General features: G+C 37.7%; 26 protein-coding genes. 11 read left to right on the top strand and 15 right to left on the bottom strand.

Annotated features, from left to right (window positions below; all coding sequences use genetic code 11):
- Positions 1–31 precede the first annotated feature (31 nt).
- Positions 32–1,420, top strand: a complete 1,389-nt coding sequence (locus LJY09_RS03045; protein WP_154990710.1) for a hypothetical protein — start codon at positions 32–34, stop codon at positions 1,418–1,420.
- 47 nt (positions 1,421–1,467) lie between these two features.
- Here the strand turns inward: LJY09_RS03045 and LJY09_RS03040 are convergent, their stop codons facing one another.
- Entirely contained in the window at positions 1,468–2,133 is a 666-nt protein-coding gene (locus LJY09_RS03040; protein ID WP_028412547.1) for a phosphatase PAP2 family protein, read from the bottom strand.
- Positions 2,134–2,357: 224 nt separating this feature from the next.
- Here LJY09_RS03040 and LJY09_RS03035 point away from each other — a divergent pair, with 224 nt between their 5' ends.
- Positions 2,358–3,566: a M20 family metallopeptidase gene (locus tag LJY09_RS03035; protein ID WP_323134966.1), complete on the top strand. Its 1,209-nt coding sequence runs from the start codon at positions 2,358–2,360 to the stop codon at positions 3,564–3,566.
- A 113-nt stretch (positions 3,567–3,679) separates the two neighbouring features.
- A complete protein-coding gene (locus LJY09_RS03030; RefSeq protein ID WP_028412549.1) occupies positions 3,680–4,399 on the top strand; it encodes an EcsC family protein in 720 nt (239 codons plus the stop codon).
- A gap of 37 nt (positions 4,400–4,436) precedes the next feature.
- Here the strand turns inward: LJY09_RS03030 and LJY09_RS03025 are convergent, their stop codons facing one another.
- Positions 4,437–5,642 (bottom strand): ABC transporter permease, encoded by a 1,206-nt coding sequence (locus tag LJY09_RS03025; RefSeq protein ID WP_028412550.1) that lies wholly within the window; start codon positions 5,640–5,642, stop codon positions 4,437–4,439.
- Positions 5,635–6,378, bottom strand: coding sequence for an ABC transporter ATP-binding protein (locus LJY09_RS03020; RefSeq protein ID WP_013055321.1), 744 nt, complete (start codon positions 6,376–6,378; stop codon positions 5,635–5,637). The genes LJY09_RS03025 and LJY09_RS03020 overlap by 8 nt, the downstream gene beginning before the upstream one ends.
- Before the next feature lie 691 nt (positions 6,379–7,069).
- Between LJY09_RS03020 and LJY09_RS03015 the strand changes: the two genes are divergently transcribed.
- Positions 7,070–7,504 (top strand): HIT family protein, encoded by a 435-nt coding sequence (locus LJY09_RS03015; protein WP_014461670.1) that lies wholly within the window; start codon positions 7,070–7,072, stop codon positions 7,502–7,504.
- An 85-nt stretch (positions 7,505–7,589) separates the two neighbouring features.
- Here the strand turns inward: LJY09_RS03015 and LJY09_RS03010 are convergent, their stop codons facing one another.
- From LJY09_RS03010 to LJY09_RS03000, 3 genes are all read right to left on the bottom strand, one after another.
- Positions 7,590–9,485, bottom strand: coding sequence for an acyltransferase family protein (locus LJY09_RS03010; protein ID WP_028412551.1), 1,896 nt, complete (start codon positions 9,483–9,485; stop codon positions 7,590–7,592).
- Positions 9,486–9,787: 302 nt separating this feature from the next.
- Positions 9,788–10,231 (bottom strand): GNAT family N-acetyltransferase, encoded by a 444-nt coding sequence (locus LJY09_RS03005; protein ID WP_098999424.1) that lies wholly within the window; start codon positions 10,229–10,231, stop codon positions 9,788–9,790.
- 17 nt (positions 10,232–10,248) lie between these two features.
- Positions 10,249–10,803, bottom strand: coding sequence for a PadR family transcriptional regulator (locus LJY09_RS03000; protein WP_028412553.1), 555 nt, complete (start codon positions 10,801–10,803; stop codon positions 10,249–10,251).
- Positions 10,804–11,056: 253 nt separating this feature from the next.
- On the opposite strand from LJY09_RS03000, the gene serC reads away from it, so the two are divergent.
- From serC to LJY09_RS02980, 4 genes are all read left to right on the top strand, one after another.
- Positions 11,057–12,154 carry a 3-phosphoserine/phosphohydroxythreonine transaminase gene (gene serC / locus LJY09_RS02995; RefSeq protein ID WP_034327445.1) on the top strand — a complete coding sequence of 366 codons (1,098 nt, stop codon included), beginning with the start codon at positions 11,057–11,059 and terminating at the stop codon, positions 12,152–12,154.
- A gap of 124 nt (positions 12,155–12,278) precedes the next feature.
- Positions 12,279–12,809: a tryptophan transporter gene (locus LJY09_RS02990; protein WP_028412555.1), complete on the top strand. Its 531-nt coding sequence runs from the start codon at positions 12,279–12,281 to the stop codon at positions 12,807–12,809.
- 549 nt (positions 12,810–13,358) lie between these two features.
- Positions 13,359–13,754: a YtxH domain-containing protein gene (locus LJY09_RS02985; RefSeq protein ID WP_028412556.1), complete on the top strand. Its 396-nt coding sequence runs from the start codon at positions 13,359–13,361 to the stop codon at positions 13,752–13,754.
- 113 nt (positions 13,755–13,867) lie between these two features.
- On the top strand, positions 13,868–14,464 hold the full coding sequence (locus LJY09_RS02980; RefSeq protein WP_014461677.1) for an HTH-type transcriptional regulator Hpr: 597 nt from the start codon (positions 13,868–13,870) through the stop codon (positions 14,462–14,464).
- Between the two features lie 3 nt (positions 14,465–14,467).
- Here the strand turns inward: LJY09_RS02980 and LJY09_RS02975 are convergent, their stop codons facing one another.
- Positions 14,468–14,812 carry a DUF1878 family protein gene (locus LJY09_RS02975; RefSeq protein WP_028412557.1) on the bottom strand — a complete coding sequence of 115 codons (345 nt, stop codon included), beginning with the start codon at positions 14,810–14,812 and terminating at the stop codon, positions 14,468–14,470.
- Between the two features lie 476 nt (positions 14,813–15,288).
- Here LJY09_RS02975 and LJY09_RS02970 point away from each other — a divergent pair, with 476 nt between their 5' ends.
- Positions 15,289–15,468 (top strand): hypothetical protein, encoded by a 180-nt coding sequence (locus LJY09_RS02970; protein WP_013055312.1) that lies wholly within the window; start codon positions 15,289–15,291, stop codon positions 15,466–15,468.
- A 35-nt stretch (positions 15,469–15,503) separates the two neighbouring features.
- Here LJY09_RS02970 and LJY09_RS02965 read toward each other — a convergent pair whose 3' ends face one another.
- On the bottom strand, positions 15,504–15,599 hold the full coding sequence (locus LJY09_RS02965) for a YjcZ family sporulation protein (RefSeq protein WP_016762974.1): 96 nt from the start codon (positions 15,597–15,599) through the stop codon (positions 15,504–15,506).
- Positions 15,600–15,635: 36 nt separating this feature from the next.
- On the bottom strand, positions 15,636–15,725 hold the full coding sequence (locus tag LJY09_RS02960) for a YjcZ family sporulation protein (protein ID WP_074682953.1): 90 nt from the start codon (positions 15,723–15,725) through the stop codon (positions 15,636–15,638).
- Positions 15,726–16,032: 307 nt separating this feature from the next.
- Here LJY09_RS02960 and LJY09_RS02955 point away from each other — a divergent pair, with 307 nt between their 5' ends.
- Complete coding sequence (locus LJY09_RS02955; protein ID WP_013055311.1) at positions 16,033–16,956, top strand: peptidylprolyl isomerase; 924 nt, start codon at positions 16,033–16,035, stop codon at positions 16,954–16,956.
- Between the two features lie 42 nt (positions 16,957–16,998).
- Here the strand turns inward: LJY09_RS02955 and LJY09_RS02950 are convergent, their stop codons facing one another.
- From LJY09_RS02950 to LJY09_RS02935, 4 genes are all read right to left on the bottom strand, one after another.
- Positions 16,999–17,181, bottom strand: a complete 183-nt coding sequence (locus LJY09_RS02950) for a sporulation YhaL family protein (RefSeq protein ID WP_013055310.1) — start codon at positions 17,179–17,181, stop codon at positions 16,999–17,001.
- Positions 17,182–17,246: 65 nt separating this feature from the next.
- Positions 17,247–18,188: a 3'-5' exoribonuclease YhaM gene (yhaM, locus tag LJY09_RS02945; RefSeq protein ID WP_013055309.1), complete on the bottom strand. Its 942-nt coding sequence runs from the start codon at positions 18,186–18,188 to the stop codon at positions 17,247–17,249.
- A gap of 469 nt (positions 18,189–18,657) precedes the next feature.
- Positions 18,658–19,911: an ABC transporter permease gene (locus tag LJY09_RS02940; RefSeq protein ID WP_098999425.1), complete on the bottom strand. Its 1,254-nt coding sequence runs from the start codon at positions 19,909–19,911 to the stop codon at positions 18,658–18,660.
- Positions 19,904–20,803 (bottom strand): ABC transporter ATP-binding protein, encoded by a 900-nt coding sequence (locus LJY09_RS02935; protein ID WP_228307482.1) that lies wholly within the window; start codon positions 20,801–20,803, stop codon positions 19,904–19,906. Before LJY09_RS02935 ends, LJY09_RS02940 begins: the two co-directional genes overlap by 8 nt.
- Before the next feature lie 141 nt (positions 20,804–20,944).
- Between LJY09_RS02935 and LJY09_RS02930 the strand changes: the two genes are divergently transcribed.
- A complete protein-coding gene (locus LJY09_RS02930) occupies positions 20,945–21,130 on the top strand; it encodes a YhzD family protein (protein WP_154974286.1) in 186 nt (61 codons plus the stop codon).
- A gap of 40 nt (positions 21,131–21,170) precedes the next feature.
- Here the strand turns inward: LJY09_RS02930 and LJY09_RS02925 are convergent, their stop codons facing one another.
- Both LJY09_RS02925 and LJY09_RS02920 read right to left on the bottom strand, forming a co-directional pair.
- Positions 21,171–21,443, bottom strand: a complete 273-nt coding sequence (locus tag LJY09_RS02925; protein WP_013055305.1) for an HU family DNA-binding protein — start codon at positions 21,441–21,443, stop codon at positions 21,171–21,173.
- A 112-nt stretch (positions 21,444–21,555) separates the two neighbouring features.
- Positions 21,556–22,359 (bottom strand): enoyl-CoA hydratase, encoded by an 804-nt coding sequence (locus LJY09_RS02920; protein WP_228307481.1) that lies wholly within the window; start codon positions 22,357–22,359, stop codon positions 21,556–21,558.

The raw sequence follows: 22,359 nt of genomic DNA, 5'->3' as shown, positions 1-22,359 counted from the left end.
TATACTACATCACCTATTGGGAGGAATTTTTATGGGCATAGAGCTTGGAGCTCTTCATTGGATGTATGTCCTTTTTATCGCCTTCATTATCGGCTTTATGATTATGCGGCGAGATACGAGTATCCTTTGTATACTCGGGATTTTTTTGCTTTCCTTAACGGCTACCTCTTCGTTAAGCCACTCCGTCAGCGCTGTTTTTTCCAGCTTCATTTATGCCATTACAGAACTGCTTCCTACCATTTTAATTATTTCAATTATTGTATCCATGAGCAAAGTCTTAATGGCTACAGGAATAAATGAATCGATGATTTCACCTTTTGCTCGCCTCATTAAAACACCCACTCTTGCCTATTGGGTTATTGGATTAGTTATGATGACCATCTCCTATTTTTTCTGGCCTTCTCCAGCAGTTGCTTTACTTGGAGCCGTGCTTTTACCAGTTGCCATCCGCGTAGGGCTTCCAGCTATAGGCGTAGCTGTAGCGATGAATTTATTCGGCCACGGCGTTGCGCTTTCAGGAGACTTTGTTATTCAAGCTGCCCCTAAGATAACCGCTGACGCAGCAGGTCTTCCGGTTCACGAGGTTGTTCAAGCAAGTGTCCCTCTTGTCATTGTGATGGGAGTCGTTACCACACTCTCTGCTTTTTACTTTCTAAAACAAGATATGAAGCACAATAAAATTCAGTCGCAACCGACAATTTTAACAAGCAACTCTTCTAACCAATCCACACCTCTTTCTCCTTCATTACGCCGGGCTTTAGCCATTATAGTTCCTCTTTTCTTTGCTATAGACGTATGGGCAATGTTCGCCCTTCATTTACAGGGAGGAGATGCCACTGCTCTCGTTGGAGGTACAGCTCTATTTATTTTAGTAGTGGTGTCGCTTATTGCTCACAAAGGAAAAGGTCTCGAACAAACCACTTCCTACTTGATTGAAGGCTTGCAGTTTGGGTTTAAAGTATTCGGTCCCGTTATTCCGATTGCCGCTTTTTTCTATTTAGGAGATGCTGGATTCAAAACAATCATTGGTGACTTTCTTCCGAAAGGATCACATGGACTTGTCAATGACCTAGGCGTTGCGCTTGCTTCGACTGTACCGTTAACTGCACAGGTCGCTACTGTGACGATAACTGCGCTAGGAGCTATTACAGGGTTAGACGGTTCAGGCTTTTCAGGTATTTCACTCGTAGGCTCTGTCTCTCATTTATTTGCATCTGCTTTAGGATCGGGCGCTGCCACGCTAACTGCTTTGGGGCAAATTGCTGCGATTTGGGTTGGAGGGGGAACGTTGATTCCATGGGCGCTCATTCCAGCTGCTGCGATTTGTGGAGTCAGTCCGTTTGAACTCGCTAGACGCAATTTAAAACCTGTAGCGATTGGATTAGTTGTTACAACGATTGTCGCAATGTTCCTAGTTTAAACAAAAGCCCCCTTCTTTTGATGAAGGGGGTCATATGTATATATTTGTTACATACCTTTTGGAAACTCTTTTTCCGCTGACGGCCTTACATACGCATAAACAAGCGTATAGAAGAAAATGCCTACAATTAGCCACATAAGCCCTAAGCTGTAGCCAGCTAATACATCTGTTAAAAAGTGTTCTCTTAACAGAATACGGCTCACGCCGATTAACAAAACAATTAAAGTAATTGCCCGCTGATACCACTTGGCCACCTTTTGATTGTTTATATGCTTGATCAGAAAAAAGAAAATCAGACCGTAGATAAGAATTCCCATCATTGCATGGCCGCTTGGAAAACTGTAGCCTTCGATGCCTTCAAGAGGACGGGCTCGTTCTACCGCATCTTTAACTGCTTTATTAATAATATCGCCGCTTAAAATAAGTAAAAATGAGGATATCATGCCAATATAGTCTTTTTTTAAAAATAAAAAAACAATAAGTACAGCTAAAAGAACCATAATCATCACTTTTGAAGCTAAAAAAGACAGGCCGTGAAAAACAGATGACGCTGACTGAAGAATAGTGCTGTCATCTATAGCTGAAACAAGCCAGCGGTCTCCTTGAAAAGAATCTGTCGACACAGCAAACAACACTCCTAAAAAAACGAGACCCGCAATCCCAAACGCCCACATCAATTTTTTGTACAGAGATACAGTTTGTGAATCTACCATATCGTTACCTCCTATTATCTCACGAGAAAATTGGTAAAAAACTCATTCTTTGTCCCTATTTCTCATCTTATGTATCTATTATGTATATAAAATATTTCATGATTCAATTACTTTTTTCAATAACAACGCTTACATTCTTTTCTTTTTTATAGATAATGATATAATGATTAAAATGTCAAAAAATTCAAAACTTTATTCAACTTACACAGAAAGGATATGGTTATGTGAACTCCAAGCTACATACTTTACTTGAAGAAAAATTTGATGAAATGGTTCAAATTCGCCGATATCTGCATCAGTATCCAGAACCGTCTTTTAAAGAATTTCAAACTGCTGCCTACATTCGGTCTTTTTATGACAAGATCGGTATTTCTTACCAAGCAAATGTAGGAGGAAACGGCATTGTAGCAAGCATTCAAGGAGGAAAACCTGGTCCTACTGTAGCTTTGAGAGCCGACTTTGATGCCCTTCCTATTCAAGATGAAAAAGATGTACCCTATCAATCAACTGTTCCGGGCGTGATGCATGCATGTGGCCACGATGGTCATACGGCTACTCTTTTAGTCCTTGCTAAAGCGCTTTTTGAAATAAGAGATTCTCTCCCTGGTAAAATCGTCTTCATTCATCAGCACGCCGAAGAGTATGCTCCCGGAGGCGCCAAGTCCATGATTGAAGACGGATGCTTAGACGGTGTAGACGCGATATTCGGAACGCATTTATGGTCATTAACTCCCACTGGTGTGGTTCAATATCGACCGGGCCCTATTATGGCTGCTGCTGATCGCTTTGAAATTACGATCAAAGGAGCAGGCGGACACGGTGCACAGCCCCACAAAACAAAAGACTCAATCGTCATCGCCTCTCAGCTTGTTGTTAATTTACAGCAAATTGTAAGCAGACGTGTAAATCCAATTGATTCAGCGGTTGTAAGCATAGGTTCTTTTGTAGCGGAAAATGCATTTAATATTATCGCTGATTCTGCTCGACTAATTGGAACGGTAAGAACATTTAATGAAGATGTACGAAATGATGTCGAAAAAGAAATCGAACGAATTGTCCAAGGTACATGCTTAACGGCTGATGCTTCTTATGAGCTGAGTTATACGCGCGGCTATCCTTCCGTCGTAAACCACCCGGAAGAAACGGCCTTTCTTGCTTCTGCTGCTTCTCAAATCGATGAAGTTCATACAATCGAAGAAACGGAGCCTCACATGACTGGAGAAGATTTCTCTTATTATTTGCAGCATATTAAAGGAACGTTCTTCTTTACAGGAGCTCAGCCAGAAGGTGTAGATGCTCCTTATCCTCATCATCATCCTAAATTTGATTTTAACGAAAAAGCAATGCTTATCGCAGCGAAAACGCTTGGTACGGCTGCTGTTGAGTATTTAAGAGAACAAGCTCATTCTAAAAACGCAATAAAAGCGAATTAATCATTCAGCAAGCATTCGTACAGATAAACAGACGATTGCTTGCTGTTTTATTTTAGGAAACTTTTTCTCACTTAAAACGTAGTATTTATATCGACTGAAAAGAGGTGACTTTTTTGAATACGTATGAAGAAAAAGTGTTACGAGAAGCTGAACATTGGAAATTTAGCATGTTGAAACGACCTTCTAAATTTCAGCGTACCGCAAAATCCTTACAGCTTAAACTAAATGAAAAAATCCCTGCTAAAGTCCATAGAATTATAACTGAAAGTATAAAAAAAATGGTTGAAACCACGCTTGTTGGGTCCGATTTCACGACTAAAAAAAGAGATGTCAGCGGTCTTTCGTTTGAAGAAAAAGAGAAAAGAATTTTGGAGCTCATACCTAAGTACAAAAAAACAGCTGCTGTAGAAGGAGCTGGTACTGGTGCAGGTGGTCTCCTTTTGGGCGCAGCAGATTTCCCACTTCTTCTTTCCATAAAAATGAAGTGCTTATTTGACATTGCCGCGACGTATGGTTTTGATGTAAAAGAAAAAGAAGAACGCATTTATATGCTGTATATTTTTCATCTTGCCTTTTGCAGCGACGACCATAGAACGAAGCTGCTCGAAGTAGTAGAAAGCTGGGAGGAAAAGAAAGAGGAACTTCTTGAGCTTGATTGGAAAGCTTTTCAACAAGAATATCGCGATTACATTGATGTTGTGAAAATGTTTCAGCTGATGCCGGGAATTGGAGCTGTTGTAGGTGCGTATGCGAATTATCAGCTTCTTGATCATCTCACAAAAGTAGCGATGAACGTCTATCGCTTTCGGATATTATCTTCGTCTCAAAAGTAGTCTAAAAACGTAAAAAAAGCTCCATTCGGAGCTTTTTTTACGTTAATTTTTTATTTACATATGCATTTACAAATAAGTGAATAAATATAGCACCTGCTGCCAAGGAAAGCAGTGCAGCAACTATATTAGAAAAAGCCACCACTATGGCGAGCACAAGAATTTGTACATACAGCGCTTTTTTCCATACGTCCAAAAATGCCCTTTTTCGTTCTTTAGCTTCGACTGGATAAAGAGAAAGCCATAAAATTTGCTTGTGCTGCTTCCAAAGCGGGAGTAATTGAAAACCCGTCATGTATACAACAAATAAAACAACCACTATATTGCCGTATTGAAACGGCGCAGCTACAATTAAAAATCCGCCAATGACAGTTAAGCGAACGAGCAAGCTTAAATAATCTCCTGATCGCAAAAATGTTCTGGTGTACAAGTAATGGTAAGTAGCATTTTGACGAAATGGAATACGTGTTACTAGCCAATCTAAATATCTACGGCGTTTGATTCGTTCTTTGACTTGTGGAACATCCGTAAATAAATTAGCTAATCGATAAAAATAGCCCATGCGCTTTTCTTCTAAGTCAATTAGCTTTTCCCATTTAATCGGCTTCCTTTTTGTAAGAGAGCGATAATAAACGGCTAGCGCAATCATAATTACCGCTACAATTCCTGTGAAAAATACGTATGCATGCGAAAATAAGAAATAAGTAAAAACTGCGTTTAAGAAAAACCTGACGATATAATCTGTCCACTTCGCCCACTTTTCTTCAAACCATACGGCCCACCAAGACATGCCTAAGTTTACAACTTTCAGAATGAGTAATAGCAGAAAAAACACAAAAACGTTTGAGTAAGAATCGTGCATTACCTTTACTTGAAGAGGTGCTGCTGCACCAGTCGCAAATAATAAAATATAAAGCTGAATCGTAAAGGTAAACCAAAAAGATTTTTTAAAATAAGGCTGCAGCTTCGTCTCCAAAGGAAGTAAAAAGACTAAATCAGGTCGTTTTAAAAACGTTTGAATTTGACCCATGGTTAAAATCAATCCCATAAGAATCGCAATCACTACAGCCGAAGGAAACGCAGGTGTTAATGTACTCAGCCACTGTTGATAATAGTAGGCTAAACCGCCAATCGCAAAAATTAACACTAATTTAATGTGGTCATTTAAGATATATTTTGTATATCTTCTTACATCCACTAAATATTGCTGAAATCGTTGCTTCCATAATGCATCAATCTTACTCATAGCCTTCTTCCTTTGTTAATTCAATATAAATTTCATCAAGAGTAGCATTGCGCATCTGAAATTCTTCTTGAAGGTCTTTAAGCGTTCCTTGCGCTCTTACTTCTCCGTTATGTAAAATAACAAATTTATCGCAGTAGCGCTCCGCGGTCGCCAAAATGTGTGTGGACATTAAAATGCCTGCGCCTTGCTTTTTCATATCCGTCATCAAATCAAGTAAAGATTGAATACCAAGCGGGTCTAAACCTAAAAAAGGTTCATCAATAATATAAAGAGACGGCTGAACCAAAAAAGCGCACATAATCATAACCTTCTGCTTCATTCCTTTTGAAAAATGCGCAGGGAACCATTTTAACTTCCGGTCTAAACGAAATTCTTTTAAAAGCGGCTGCAGACGTGCTTCATATGTTTGAGGCTCAAGTCCATAAGCCATAGCTGTCATATCTAAATGTTCTTTTAATGTTAATTCATCGTATAGCACCGGAGTTTCTGGAATAAACGTAAACTGACTTCGATAACCTGTTGGGTCTTGTTGAAAGGTTTTATTATTAATGGATACACTTCCTTTTTTTGCTTCCATTAATCCAATGATATGTTTAATCGTTGTACTTTTTCCGGCTCCGTTTAACCCGATTAACCCAACTAGTTCACCTGCATTTACATCAAACGATACATCTTTTAAGACGGGAGTTTTTGTATATCCCCCTGTAATATTGTTAATTTGCAATAAAGAACCCATCACGATCTCCTTTTATTTGTTCTTTTTTGTCTAAAAGCGCAAGCGCTATTTGCTCTATTGTACCAAATCTTTTTCGTCCTCACATCGTTTTCAATTCTTTTCGGTTAATTTTTCCAGAATATAATCGAAATATCGGGACATTCTATATAGGGAAGAAGGAAAACAAGTTATTGATTACAACTAATCATTACAAAGCTTCTTACATTTGGGATGAGGTGTCTACAGCAGGCATATTTCAGAAAACCTTATTGTAAATCAATGTATGTTTGATTCATAAGGGGATGGTAGTCATGAACGTAGTAAGAATATATATAATGGGTAGACAATAATGTTCATTTATTACTGTGTAAATGAGGTGTTTGTCAAAGACCAAGAACGATTTCGTTCACATTGTATATTTTTTTAGCTTAATGCTTAAATGAGGTGTTTGTTAAAGAGAATATACTTTTTCAAGTGACTGTTTCATTAGGCAATGCAATTACGTAAATGAGGTGTTCCTTAAAGATCATATGCTGCATTAAAAGCTATTTTTTCCTTCTTCACATGACGGGATGCATAATCGTTTGCATCCCGTTTTTGTGTATAAAATATGAGTGGCTATTTCTTGCCTGCTGATTGCATTTCTACTTTGTGGTAAAATAAACGTACATGTATACCCATACATTTATATTAGTAACGGAAGGTGAACATAATGAGCACACATGATGAAAACTGTATTTTTTGCAAAATTATTCGCGGTGAAATTCCAGGTGCAAAAGTATTTGAAAATGAACATGTATTAGCTTTTTTAGACATTAGTCAAGTAACAAAAGGTCATACGTTGGTGATTCCAAAAGTACATAAAAAAGACATTCACGAACTAACACCGGAAATTGCGCGCAATTTATTTGAAGTGGTTCCTCAAATCGCAAATGCAATTAAAGAAACATACAGCCCAATCGGCTTAAACATCTTAAATAATAATGGTGAAAAAGCTGGTCAATCCGTGTTTCATTATCATATGCACATTATTCCACGCTACGGGGAAGGCGATGGATTCGGTGCTGTATGGAAAGAGCATACAAGCGAATACACGCCTGAAAAACTTCAAGAAATCGCTGGCAATATTTCTTCTCGCCTTTCTTGAAACAAAAAAAGCTTACACATGTAAGCTTTTTTTGTTTTATCTATTAATCAGTTTATGATGTAAAACTCAATACGTCTCTCGCTCATTATGAACCATTTTCTGCCTTAACTTCTAAATTCATACGCTCTTCAATCAATTTTGTTAATGCTCTTGATCCTTCAGGTACCAAGTGGACACCATCTGATGTAAAGTATTCAGGGTGCTTAGAAGCCTCAGAGTACCAATCTACAAGCGTGACGTGATCAAACTTTTCAGAAGCAGCTTTCAAGTTCTGGTTCACGGTGCTTTCCCAGGAACGAGGAACGCGCGTATTCACTAAGTAAACGTCCGCTTGTGAAAAAGCTTTTAACAGTTGTTCAAGTTCTTCATTTGTAAAATAACCGTTCGTTCCTAACTCAATAATCACTGCGCTGTTCGGATTATTAAATGCTTGATAACTAGGAGTTAGCTGCAGTGCTTCATTGAGCTGCCTTCCTACTTTTCCGTCAATCGTAATACTAAGCGGCATCTCTTTAAGATTAGGAGCAATATCCAGCATGACCGAATCTCCAATCGCAAGAACATCTCTGTAAGAATTCGGCTGCTGTTCTTCTTTTGCATCAGATTTTTCTTCTGCGGAGTTCTTTTCCGCGTTCTTTGTTTTTTCATCCTCCGCTTTGTTCTTGTCTTTGACAGAAGTTGAAGCATTTTCTTTATGATTCGTTTGAATTTTAACCTCTGTTTGTTTTGCTTCGGTCTCATCCTTTTGCTGCGTACTAATAGCAAAGCTTGTCATATCCGCTGTAAACAACGCCAAAAAGAAAATGAGACTGCCCAAAACCGCTTGTCTCGAACGAGAGAGATTACGCCATTTAAAAAGCTCTCTCGGATGGTAATGCCGGAAATAATAGCGAAAACCGCGTGTGCGAATAGGCACCTCGATGTAACGGTACGAAAGTTCAGCAATGATAAATGTAATTCCTACTTGTAACAGCGCATGCCAATAGACCGGGCGGCCAATCTCGGCTACAGGTGTTGTAAGAACAATAACCGGATAATGCCACAAATAGATACCGTATGATCTAGTACCAAGCCAGCGAAGCGGTTTAAACGACAAAGCTTTTCCTAAAAAGCTACTAGGGTGACTAATCGTTGCAACCAGCACAGCAGCGTTTAAACAAATCAGCAGCATGCCACCTTGATAAAGAAAAGATGCATGCGTATACTCATCAACGCTCCATACGCAGAGAATAAATACAAAGAAGCTTACCATACTTACTGCGTTTAATACTTGCTTGCCCACAGCTGGAAGATTTTTTGATGATAAACGATACATGGGCCAGACAAATGCAAGTAAACAACCGATTAAAAGGGCAAACAGCCGAGTATCGGTTCCATAATAAATGCGGCTAGGATCTCCTCCTGGCTCATATAAAAAAGACATCAGAATGGCTGAGGCCATTACTCCAGCTAAAATAAATAGAGAAAGAATTCCTCTCTTTTTAATAAATTTCAAACCCAACAATAAAACAAGTGGCCATACAATATAAAACTGCTCTTCAATAGCAAGTGACCATAAGTTCTTTAATGGTGACGGTGATCCAAAACTATCAAAATATGAAACTTTATGAAAAATAAACCACCAGTTACTCATATAAAAAATAGACGATAATGCATCGCCTCGTAGCGTTGTTAACAATGGTCGGTTAAATAAAATAACCCACGCTGCAGTTAATACGACCATCACATACACAGCTGGAAGAAGTCTTCTCGTACGGCTAATCCAAAAATGCTTCAAATTCTTTAAAGGATTTTCCCAAGATTGCACCAGTAAAATTGAGGTAATTAAATACCCAGATAATACAAAGAAAACGTCAACTCCTAAAAATCCTCCAGACGCCCATCCAAAGCCTAAGTGATAAGCAATCACAGCCATGACAGCAAAGGCCCGAAGTCCGTCCAAACTATATATATACCTATTTTTCTTTTCTTTTGCACTCATAAAAATGCCTCCAAGCAATATGTACAACAAATTTCTTTCTCAATAAATATTAAGAATATTACGTAATTGTTACATTTTTGTTACAAAAATCATTATATACAATATTATTACTTTCTTCAATATATCACTTACTGAAAATCAAAGAATAAGTAAAAAGAAACAAATTCACTATCTATCTTATTCATAAATTACTAATTTAGTAGTAGTCATATCGATTCTATCTGCATGCCACTAAACCCTACACGTTTCTTTCACCTTACCCGTTTTAAAAATAGAAAAACTTCACACAAATGGTGAAGTTTCTAAGGTGTCTTTAGCATATCGACGTGTGGGAGTCCTTCATCTGAATAAATATCGGAAATAGGTCTAAAACCAAACGATTCATAAAATGTTTGAAGTCTGCTTTGAGCTTGAATTTTAATTGTCTTCTCGTGCCATTCATTCTCTAGAAAAGCAATTCCTCTTGCTACTAGTTCTCTTCCGAGACCTGTACCGCGCTGTGCTTGTTTTACAATAATACGTCCAAGAGAAGCTTCCTTATAGCTAATTCCTTTTGGTAAAACTCTAAGGTATGCGATAATTTTCTCATCTTCTTTTTTGAACAAATGATAAGCAAATTTGTCTTTTCCATCTACTTCTAAGTAAGCACACTTCTGTTCCACAACAAAAATAGAGGTGCGAAGCTGTAGAATTTCATAAAGCTCATCGTTTGTCAGCTCTTGAAATGATTTTATGCACCAACTCATGATCTGCTCACCTTTTCTTATTGTTCTTTTTCAATTAAATTCAGCGTACGTTCAAGCCAATTGATATAGCTTGTCTCCCGGTCTTGAGCACGAGATAGCACCAAGTAATGACCAAATTGAGGAGAAGAAACGGTAATGTGGTGATTAACTTCTTCTAAAAGATCATCCATTCGTTTTTTTAAAAAAGTCAGCTTCATTTTCCTGCTTGATAATTGGTTATCTATTTGTTGCTTTAACTCTTCTATTGACATGGATGAAGCAAAATAAGCTTTTAACATAAATTCATCTTTAGTTGTTTCAGGAATAGGATCAATCGTAGTGAGCCACTTGCTTAGCTCGACTCTTCCTTCTTCCGTTATCGAATACATCTTTTTTTCTAATTTTTTGCCTTGAATCACCGTTTCATAGCGAATAAATCCCTCTTCTGTTAATCGCTTTAGCTCGGGATAAATCTGGCTGTGTTTAGCACTCCAAAAATTACCAACCTCTTCTTTAAAAAGTCTGGTAATGTCATACCCGCTGAGCTCCTCCTGATTTAAGAGCCCTAATATTGCATATTTTAATACTCTCATTCTGTTCCTCCACATTATTTCTTCCATCAGTATAGCATATAAACATTTCTATTACATGTTTACCAAAACATGTTTACGTATACTTTTTATTTATCTTTTTTCTATTATTTTCTCTTTACAGATTAATTTAAATTTTTGAAAAGTTACCTCCACAACTAAGAGTTTTCATGATAGTATAATGATATTCTTTCTGACATCAGTCATTAGCCATTTTGTATGATGAGTGTTCGAACTAATTTGAGGAGGAATTAATGTGATTACGTTAAACAGAGCTTATAATTTTAATGCAGGTCCATCTGCGCTTCCCCTACCTGTCTTACAACTTGCTCAAGAGGAGCTAGTTAACTTCAAAAATACAGGTATGTCTGTGATGGAATTATCACATCGCAGCAAAGAGTTTGAAGATGTATTAACACATGCTAAAGAAACACTAACGGAATTGCTTAATATTCCAGATACACATGAAATTTTATTCCTGCAGGGCGGAGCAAGCCTGCAATTCTCTATGATTCCAATGAACTTTTTAGCTCCTGATCAAGTGGGGGCATATGTGCTAACGGGATCATGGTCAGAAAAAGCGTTAAAAGAAGCAAAGAAACTTGGAAAAACAGCAGTGGTTGCTTCTACTAAAGAAGAGAACTACAGCTCTATTCCAGCTTTAGATGATATAAAGCTTCCAAAAGAAGAGATTGGGTACTTGCATATCACGTCCAATAATACCATTTTTGGTACACAATGGGCTGACTACCCTTCTATTGAAGGAGTAGACTTAATTGCTGACATGTCAAGCGACATTCTTTGCCGTCAAATTGATGTATCTAAGTTCTCACTCATTTATGCTGGTGCTCAGAAAAACCTCGGACCATCTGGTGTAACAGTTGTCATTTTGAAGAAAGAATTGCTTAAACGTATCCCTGAAGGTTTACCAACAATGCTGAACTATGAGACTCACGTAAAGAGCAATTCTCTTTACAACACTCCTCCAACGTTTGGTATTTATATGCTTTCACTTGTTTTAGATTGGATTAAAGAACAAGGGGGCGTTAAAGCCATTGAAGCTCAAAATCATAAAAAAGCTAAGTTACTCTACGCAAGCATGGAACGTTCAAACGGTTTCTATACTCCTCACGCTACAGAGGAAAGCCGTTCAATTATGAATGTCACGTTTACTTTACCAAACGATGAGCTAACGGCTGAGTTTTTACAGCAAGCAAAAGAAAAAGGCTTTGTAGGATTAGCTGGACACCGTTCAATCGGCGGATGCCGCGCTTCTATTTACAATGCTGTGCCGCTTGAAGCGTGTGAAGCTCTTGCCGTCTTTATGGATGAATTTGCGCAGGCAAACGCGTAATTGGCAGAATTAGCTGATTCTTTTTTCACATAAATATGTTATAATCAGTATGTAAATATATGCAATGGGCATAGACGCACTATTGGTATATTTCGAGCTTAGCTTAGAAGAGGAGAGATGAGAAATGAATACAAAAGTTTTAGTTTCTTTAGCGTTATTAGTCGGAATTGGAGCGGTTCTCCACACGGTGGTACCTCCTATTTTATTTGGAATGAAGCCAGATATGATGTTAACAATGATGTTTTTAGCAATCCTGTTGTTTCCTAGCGTAAAAAATGTTGCATTGGTTAGCTTAACCACAGCAGTTATTTCTGCTTTAACAACAAGCTTTCCTGGCGGACAAATTGCAAACTTGATTGATAAACCAATTACAGCATTTGTTTTCTTTGCATTATTTATGCTTGTGAAAAAAGCAATAGGCATGAAAACACCAGTTGCCGCTGCTTTAACAGCTGTTGGCACGCTCGTATCAGGAACCGTATTCTTGTCTGCTGCCGCGCTAATCGTCGGCTTACCGGGCGGAAACAGCGTCATGGCGCTTGTTGCTGCGGTTGTGTTACCTGCAACAGTAGTGAATACAATCGTTATGGTCGTTATTTATCCAATTGTTCAATCCGTTCTAAAACGCACAAGCATCAAAGCAAAATTATCGTAACGTCAAGAGCCTGATTTAGTTAAGAATCAGGCTCTTTTTTTACACCAAAAGCTAAGGCCCGCCAAAGCGTGGCGGACCTTTAGATAAAACGGTTCATTTATAGTATGTTGCTGATCTTTTAGAGACAACCTAAAGTCCGGCTCTTAACTTGTTGTTTAAAAAGAAATGATACAGGATGCTTTTCACTTAAATTTCATTTGCAGCTCATACAATAGGTATGAAGACTTACTATGTAATAAAGGTTTAAGTTCCCCATCCTAGGTTACATAATAAAGTATAAGCGCCAATAAAAAACTCGCAAAAGCCACTGTCGCACATGTAAGAGACTTTTGTTTAAGCACATGTTTAGGTGGATATGATGCCGTTCTAGTCGTAAGGCTAAACCATTTAAAAGCAGCGAGAAAAAAACTCAGGCTAATCATCAAAAGAATGAATAAAGCTATCCCATGTTGATAACCTCCTTCTTTTGTATAAATCTATGCTATTTTTTTATGATTATGTCAGAAGGAAGTGTTAGCAATTACTTTACTACATAGGAGGAAATAAATAATGAGTAGAATGAAAAAACTAGCAGCTGGAGCAGCAATCGGAAGCACCGTAGCCGCTATTACAACGCTTCTTATTACTCCATATTCAGGACGAGAACTTAAACAGCGTGTCAGTTCTCGAAAAGACCGAGTTAACGCTTCACAACAAGAGCTCTCAACAAAAATAAAAGCTGTTTCTCAACAAGTACAAATGACCGCCAGAGAAGGAAATACTATAGTGAAAAATATCGCAAGTGACCTTTCTACTACCCTTGGTCAGTTTAAAGAAGAAATTGTCCCTCATAAGGAATCCATTCAGCATCATTTGAAAGAAATCCAAAATTCTTTGTCAAACCTAGAGGAACATGTACAGACAACTAAAAATCCCAATGAAAAAATTGACAAAAAAGAAGGTTAAAGCGCCTTCTTTTTTAATTTTTTAAAATTTTGTAAATTTACATCTTTATAATTTTTTATTTTATTGGCATAATAGAAGATAAATAAAAAAAGAGACTAAGTAGGTGGGAGAAGATGAAAAAGACTAGTGATCAGGATTACAGTTTGAAAGAAGCACTTCTATTTAGCCAACGTATTGCCCAATTAAGTAAAGCCCTTTGGAAAACCGTAGAGAAGGATTGGCAGCAATGGATTAAGCCTTATGACCTTAATATTAACGAGCATCATATTTTGTGGATTTCATATCATTTAAACGGGGCTTCCATTTCCGAAATTGCCAAGTTTGGAGTTATGCATGTTTCTACTGCATTTAACTTCTCCAAAAAACTAGAAGAACGAGGTTTACTTGAGTTTTCTAAAAAAGAAAGCGACAAGCGAAATACGTACATTCAGCTGACAGATAAAGGCGAGGCCATTTTACTAGATTTAATGGAACATTACGAACCTTCTAATAATTCAGTATTCAGCGGCGCACTTCCGTTGCGCGACTTGTACGGCAAATTCCCTGAGTTTATGGAACTAATGACCGTCATCCGCAAAATTTACGGTGAAGATTTTATGGATATCTTCGAGCGATCTTTCCATCATATCGAAGAAGAATTCACTGAAGAAGATGGCAAGCTTGTCAAGAAAGATAAAGAGAACCACCAGGAGACTATTTCAAACTCTTAATGGTTAGTCCCTTATCCATTGAATAATTTCAAAAAATTCATTCATCACATCTTGATAAGAAGGTTGATAACGAAGCGATTCGACCGTCTCTCTAGGAGTTAATTTATAATTCAGCATACCAACAAATTGTGTAAGAAGCGGAACAAAGTCTGTTAGGCCTTCCGCTTTTTGCTCAATATATTCGTTTTTTGTATCTTCACACAGAATTAAAATTTCCTCTACTTCCCTCTTTGTAAGCTGATTTCTTACCACTAAATCAATAAATGGTTTAGCTTCTTGTTCAGATGTCCCAGATAACAGTTTTATGTAATATTCTAAACGTGATACTCGAGATTCTAAAGTTTCCATCCGCTTCCCCTACTCCTTCAACGTTCATATATCTCTACTCCATATTGTACATGATTCATTCATGTTCTTCCAAATAATTCTTTCTTCGTCAATCACATTTCCTGTTTGAGTAGCACCGTATAAAGATTTTCATATACTGATTATGTACTCACTGCATATATTAATATAAATCCCTCTGTCCTTTTTAACAATCCTTTTGCACAATGGCTGATTGTTACTCATTTCTTATCCATTCACTTTGCTATTTCGTTTAAAACCTATTTCTCAACTTCTTAACTACCCTTTATAAAATAAAAACCGCATTTCTGTGTAAATACCTTTTGAAATTCTTTGTTCAACTGTATATATAACTATCTATTTTACCGCTTTTTTGGTAATGTTAATATAGATATTTGTAAATTCATACAAAGCTGTACTATATAAATGACTATAAGACTTTTTGTCTTCGTCACACTGATTTTGTTAGGGGGATTTTTATGTACATATTCTTTATTGTATTTGCACTATTCATTTTATTCTACATCAATGCACTAACAAATACATTGTGTATTCAAAAAGAAATTCCAGCTGAAAAACAGCCTAAAGTTTTTCGTACGATTAATGTATTAATTACCATTTTATTAGTTTCATCTTATATTGAAGTATCATTTACATAAAAAACGGTGAGATGTCTCACCGCTTTTTTATAGGCTTAGCAAAAACAGCTAGCGCCGATGATAACTAATAAGATGAATAATACGACTAATAGAGCAAATCCACTGCCGTATCCGCATCCGTAAGAACCCATATCTATCGCCCCTTTCCTTTTATATTCATCTGTTTCCTAGTGGTAACATGCACAACCAACAATGACTAATAAGATAAACAGTACAACTAATAGTGCAAAACCGCCTCCATATCCGCATCCGCTCATTTGAGCACCCCCTTTGTTTACTAATACTGCATCTTATGCATCAGCTCAAAAAACGTCTAGGCTTTTAGCCCAAACTCCATAATTTATTTCTCTTGCTTCTCGTTTGGAGATTACTCTGTGAGTTTGTCCACCATTTTGAAAACGCTTTATAAAAAAGCCATCATAAGCGTATAATCACTCCATGCTTAGTGGAAAATAAATGTAAATTTACGTGGTTTTAACTTCATTTGCTAACATCAGGAAATGTGATATAGTAAATCTTGAGTCAAGCTACATAAGTAAAAATGATGAGTAGGAGTGTTTACGTATGAAAAAAAGCTTAGTTGCACTAACAACGGCAGCCAGCCTCGTTGCTTTATCAGCATGCAGTGGGGGAAATGATGCTTCAAATGCAAACGATTCTTCAAAAGTAATTGTAGAAACAAAAGCAGGCAATATCACTCAAGGTGATTTGTATAAGCAAATGAAAGATACAATCGGACAAGACCAATTTAATACACTCGTACGAAGCGTTACCGAAGAAAAAGTATTGAGTAAAAAATATAAAGTAACGGATAAAGAGCTTGATCAGCAGCTGAACATTCTAAGAGAACAATACGGTGATCAGGTGGATTCAGTTATTAAGCAAAAAGGCGAAAAAGAAGTCAAAGATATGCTAAAAGTAGATATCCTCCGTGAAAAAGCTGCTACGGCAGGCATTAAAGTATCGGACAAAGAACTGAAAAAAGCTTATGATGAATATAAAGCTCAAAAACCTCAAATTCGCGCAAGTCATATTTTAGTAAAAGACGAAAAGACAGCAAACGAAGTAGAAGCGAAAATCAAAAAAGGCGAGGACTTTGCTAGTCTAGCAAAAGAATATTCAACGGATCAGCAGTCTGCAGCTAACGGCGGCGATTTAGGCTACTTCGGTGAAGGCCAAATGGTTAAAGAATTTGAAGAAGCGGCTTACAAGCTGAAAAAAGGTGAAGTAAGTAAACCAATCAAAACAGAGTACGGCTACCATATCATTAAACTAGTCGATAAAAAGAAAGTAGAATCGTTTGAGAAAAAGAAACCCGAACTTGAGCAGCAAATCAAACGTTCAAAAGTAGATCAAGCAGAAGCGAACAAGAAGATTCAAAAAGAGCTTGATAAAGCAAAAGTGGAAGTCAAAGATAAAAATGTAAAACCAATTTTCGAAGAAGGTGCGACAGATAGTCAATCTGGCGTAGAAACTCCTCAGCAGTAATGCTAAGAGCCTGTCACTCATGTGACAGGCTCTTTTATATAATCAGATAGAATCGCTGTTGCGTCTTTCTTTTTCCACTTGCATTCTTTCGATGAAGACTTGTCCCTCTTTTTCAATAAACGAATCATCCACTTGCTTATCATGTTGTGCAGCACGAATTGCCATAAATCCACTAAAGAAAATGCCTGCTACAACTAAATAAATCCAAATTGGTAGTGTCACCATATATTGATCCCCCATCACAGTTATTTACAACCACTATATGCGAAGGAAGAAAGACTTATACCTTTTTAATCAATCGTTGGTTTATAAAATGAACGATTATCAAGTGCAAAAATACGCTCTGTAAATTCACCAGGCTTCACTTTTGTTAATGCTCGGTCCAGCATATTCATTTTAGCGTCTACATTGTCAATCAAATGAAGCATCTCAGCCTCTTTAATTAACGGCTTTTTCGGACTTCCCCACTCTTCCTTACCGTGATGCGATAATACAAGGTGCTGAAGAAGCATGACCTCTTCTCCTTCAATCGCTAATTCTTCCGCCGCTTTTCCAATTTCATTCACCATAATCGAGATATGGCCAAGCAAGTTCCCTTCGACTGTGTATATCGTCGAAACAGGACCTGAAAGTTCAAATACTTTGCCAAGGTCATGAAGAATAACTCCAGCATACAGCAAGTCGCGGTTTAAGCTTGGATAAAGGGTTGAAAATGACTCAGCCAGCTTCAGCATAGACACCACATGGTAGGCAAGCCCCGATACAAACTCATGGTGATTTTTAGTTGCTGCCGGATATTCTAAAAATTCCGTTTGATATTTTTTAAACAAATGGCGAGTAATGCGCTGGACATTTGAATTTTTCATTTCAAATATACTCTTTGTAATATGTTCCACCATTTCTTCTTGAGATAAAGGCGCCACTTCTAAAAAGTCAGATGTGCGCACTCCGTCTTGGGGCTGCGCAGGACGAATGTTGCGTATTTTCAGCTGGTTGCGCCCGCGGTAATTCATTACTTCTCCAGCAGCTCGCACAATCTTTTGAGCAGCATAATTTTCCTCGTCATCTGGGGATGCATCCCACAGCTTGGCTTCAATATCACCTGTTTTATCCTGTAGGATTACCGTTAAAAATGGTTTTCCATTGCTTGCAATTCCTCTCGTTGAGGATTTAATTAAAAAATAAAGATCAACTTGCTCTCCTACTTCGTATTGAGCAATTCCTTTTGTCATGCCCTTTTCCTCCTTACCACTTCATTCTATGTATTTGATAGCAAAGCTCTTATCGCTTCGTCCGCTTATTTACAGCTCTTTACATTTCATTTTACCATCGCTTGGCACCGAATGCACGGGTAGACGCTTTTTCATAAGAGATGAGATTATGACACAACAAAATCAATACATTCTAAAGACAAACAGATTGGATAAAGGAGCTAGTATGAATCGCTTGAGGCACCGCTGTTGATTTCCGTGCAAGACTTCTCTTTCCGGCAGCCGCTGAGCCTCCTCGTCGCTTCCGCTTTCTCCGCAGGAGTCTTCGTCTTGCTCTCCAATACACAGCTAGAAACAACTACATACATGCAAACTATGGTCACCATACCAATAAAAAAATCCGGACGAGTTGGATTCTCCATCAAGAATCTAGATTGTTCGTCCGGACCTCCCTTCAACTAATCTACTTTTGTCTCAGCCTCTCACTTCTTTATGTTTCTTTTTTCGTTAACTGCAGCGCCTTTTTAATATCTTTAAAAGAGGTAGATTGACCATACATAAGGACTCCTCCTTTATACACACGGGCACCAAATATAGCTAAAGCAGTAATCGTCACAACCAAAATCCCTATCGATACACTCACTTCCCACATAGGAACATTTAACATACCTACACGCAAAAACATAATCATCGGAGCAAAAAACGGGATAAAAGATGTGACCGTAATGATTGTGGTTTCAGGATCACCAAGTCCAAACATAGCAATTAAAAAAGCGGCCACAATCACAAGGGTCATGGGCGTAATCATTTGCTGTACATCTTCAATACGGCTTACAAGAGAACCTAAAAAAGCCGCGAGCGTAGCAAAAAGAAAGTACCCTAATATGAAAAAGACAAATGCATACACGAATGTAGTCAGCGGAACATCATTAAATCCGAGATAAGAAAAGATGCCGTTATGATTTGTTTCCACACTGGCTTTTAACGATGTGTAGCCCACGCTCAGTATCACTGCAAGCTGCGTTAAGCTGAGCAGTGCAATTCCAATGATTTTAGCAAACATTTGTGTAATAGGTGATACGCTCGATACGAGGATCTCCATAACGCGGGATGATTTTTCAGTAGCTACTTCCATCGCAATCATGCTCCCATACATGATAACGGCAAAATAAATAACAAACAGCAGAACATACACAAGACCTCTTGCTTGATTTAGCTCTTGTTCTGTTTTGGCATTTTCAACTAACGCTTCTTTTTCAAATGAAACAGGGCTGTAAAGCTGATCAATTTGCTTTTCTTCTAAACCAATTTTCACTGTAGCCATAGCCACTTTTGTTTGCTGTACCGCCTGTTCTAAGGTAGACGAAAGATTTGATTCGGCCAAAGAGTTAGCTTTGTACACAGCTTGAGGCAGCTGCTTATCGTTTAAAGATAAAAGTAAATAGCTATCGAGCTGCCCGCTTTTTACCGCTTGCTTTGCCTTAGCCTCAGACGTAAATTCTTTTAAATGAATGTCTGAATCCATAGCATTTACATTTTGTTTGAACAACGTATATACGCTTTCCACTTCATAGATGACACCCACATTTGTGCCATTATCGTCTGAATTAAAAACGTCGATAATTTTCTCCATATTTGTAAGAGCAACTAGAATAAGAGCAGTAATAATCGTCGTAATAATAAAAGATTTTGTTTTTAATTTATTAAGATATGTATGAAAAACGATGACCCAAAATTTATTCATAGGAAGCACCTACCTTTTCAATAAAAATATCATTTAATGAAGGCTCTTCCACTGCAAATTTAGATACAAATGAAAAATGTTTAAGTTCTTGAAAAATGAGTTGCGATACGGATTCATGCTGAATTTGAACAATCATGCCTTCAACCGTTTTTTTCACCTTTACAACACCTTCAAGCTCCGTAATTCTCTCAAACGGACCTTTCCCATGTATAATGACGTTTTTCTTACCAAATGAACGCTTGATCTCCGGCAGTCTTCCATATACAACAGGCGTACCATGATGCATAATACATAAATATTCACAAAGTTCTTCCACATGTTCCATTCGATGACTTGAAAAAACAATCGTCGTCCCGCGTTTTTTCAAATCAAGTACCGCTTCTTTTAGTACCTCTACGTTTACAGGATCCAAGCCGCTAAAAGGTTCATCTAAAATAAGCAGCTCGGGACGATGAATAACGGAAGCGATAAATTGAATTTTTTGCTGATTTCCTTTGGATAGCTCTTCTACTTTTTTTGAAGCATATTGAGGAATATTAAATCGAGATAACCAGCGCTCCATTTCTTGCAGCACTTTAGCTTTTTTCATCCCGCGCAGCCGTCCTAGATAAACAAGCTGATCTTTGACTTTTAATTTCGGATATAATCCCCTTTCTTCTGGAAGGTAACCAACTAGATGACTTCTACTGTAAGTTAAAGATTTATCATTCCATTGGATGTGACCTGAGGTTGGTTCAATGAGCCCTAAAATCATTCGAAACGTCGTTGTTTTGCCAGCACCGTTTGCACCTAAAAAACCAAACACTTCACCCTTTGGAATTTGCAAGGATAGTTCATTTACAGCTGTAAATTCACCGTACCTTTTTGAAACTTCACGGATAGAAAGATACATTTAATTCCTCCTTTGTAAATAAACCTATGTTTATTGTATGGAAAAAAATGATATCTGTAAACCTTAGCAGGATTTAGAGGAATAAGACGAGAAATATGTTGAATACGCTTACAATTATACTATAAGAGGAGAGTAGATTTTATGAGTACTTATACATTAACCGCTTTTGAAAAGACTGGAGAAAAATTATTAGATGAAAGCTTCGAAGCAGCTTCTGAAACAGAAGCAAAGACGATCGGCACCAAAAAGTTAGAAGAGCTTGCCTATTTAGAAAAAACACATCGATGCGTTAGCTCTAGCGGAAAACTTGTATTATTTCATCGTTAATACAAAACGCCGGAAAGGTTTAGCTTTCCGGCGTTTTATATTACTTTACAGCTTCTTTTAGTTCTTTACCAGCTTTAAATGCCGGTACTTTTGATGCTGGAATTTGCATTTCTTCACCCGTTTGAGGGTTACGGCCTGTACGAGCAGCACGCTCGCGTACTTCAAATGTACCGAAGCCGATTAACTGAATTTTTTCACCTTCACCTAGCGTTGATGAAATTGTTTCTAGTAATGCGTCAACTGCTTTAGATGCATCTGCTTTTGTTAACTCTGATTTTGTTGCCACTGCGTTTACTAAATCTGTTTTGTTCATTTCCAATCACCTCATTAGTTTCTACATTATCTTGTGTTACCACTGTTTTGCAACTTTTAAACATGCTCTATCAATATGATAGACAAAAATATTGGCTTTTAAACTAGTTCACTTAATTTTCGGAAATATCTTTTTCACTTTGATTAAAAACAGGCGCTCGCTTTTCCAGAAACGCACGTACACCTTCCTTATGATCCGAACTTTGGCTCATAGCAAACTGACTTCTTTTCTCAAGCGCGAGCACTTGCTTTAATTGTGAAACGGATGTCTCCACATAAATTCGCTTTGTTTCCTTCAAAGCACGTGAAGGTTTTTTTAGCCAATATGAGAGATAATCTTCTACATGCTTCGCCAAATCTCCTTCTTTTATTTCATCAATTATGCCAAATTGATGAGCTTCCTCTGCTTTTAATGTCTTTCCTTCCCAAATCAGCTGTTTTGCACGATGAGCACCGATGCGCTTTTCTAGCAAAAAGTGACCGCCTCCGTCTGGAATTAGAGCAATACCGATGAAGTTCATCGCAATTTTTGTGTGTCTTTCTGCAATAATATAATCAGAAGCAAGCGCAATGCTGAGCCCTAGCCCTGCTGCCGCACCGTGCAGTACACTTATCGTCATTTGAGGGAGGCTGTATAAAGTCAGCACGGCTTCATTAATCAAGTCCATCACCTGCTCAAAACGTTCTGATTGTGAAGGTGACATCATCATATTAATATCTCCACCTGCTGAAAATACTTTTCCGTTTCCTTTTACTATTAAAAAATCTGCTTCGCTTTCTTCGACAACTTTTAAACATTGAATAAACTGCTCTAGCACTTTTTCGTTTAATGCATTTAACGCATCCGGCCTGTTAAACGAAATTGTGGCGACACGCTCTTGCAAAACTAGTTCTACTACTTTTAATTCGACGGTCAT

The organism is Priestia sp. J2, from assembly GCF_020790095.1.
Taxonomy (GTDB): domain Bacteria; phylum Bacillota; class Bacilli; order Bacillales; family Bacillaceae_H; genus Priestia; species Priestia zanthoxyli.
Note: the sequence above shows the minus strand (reverse complement) of the source record. Positions and strands in the feature narration are given on the sequence as shown.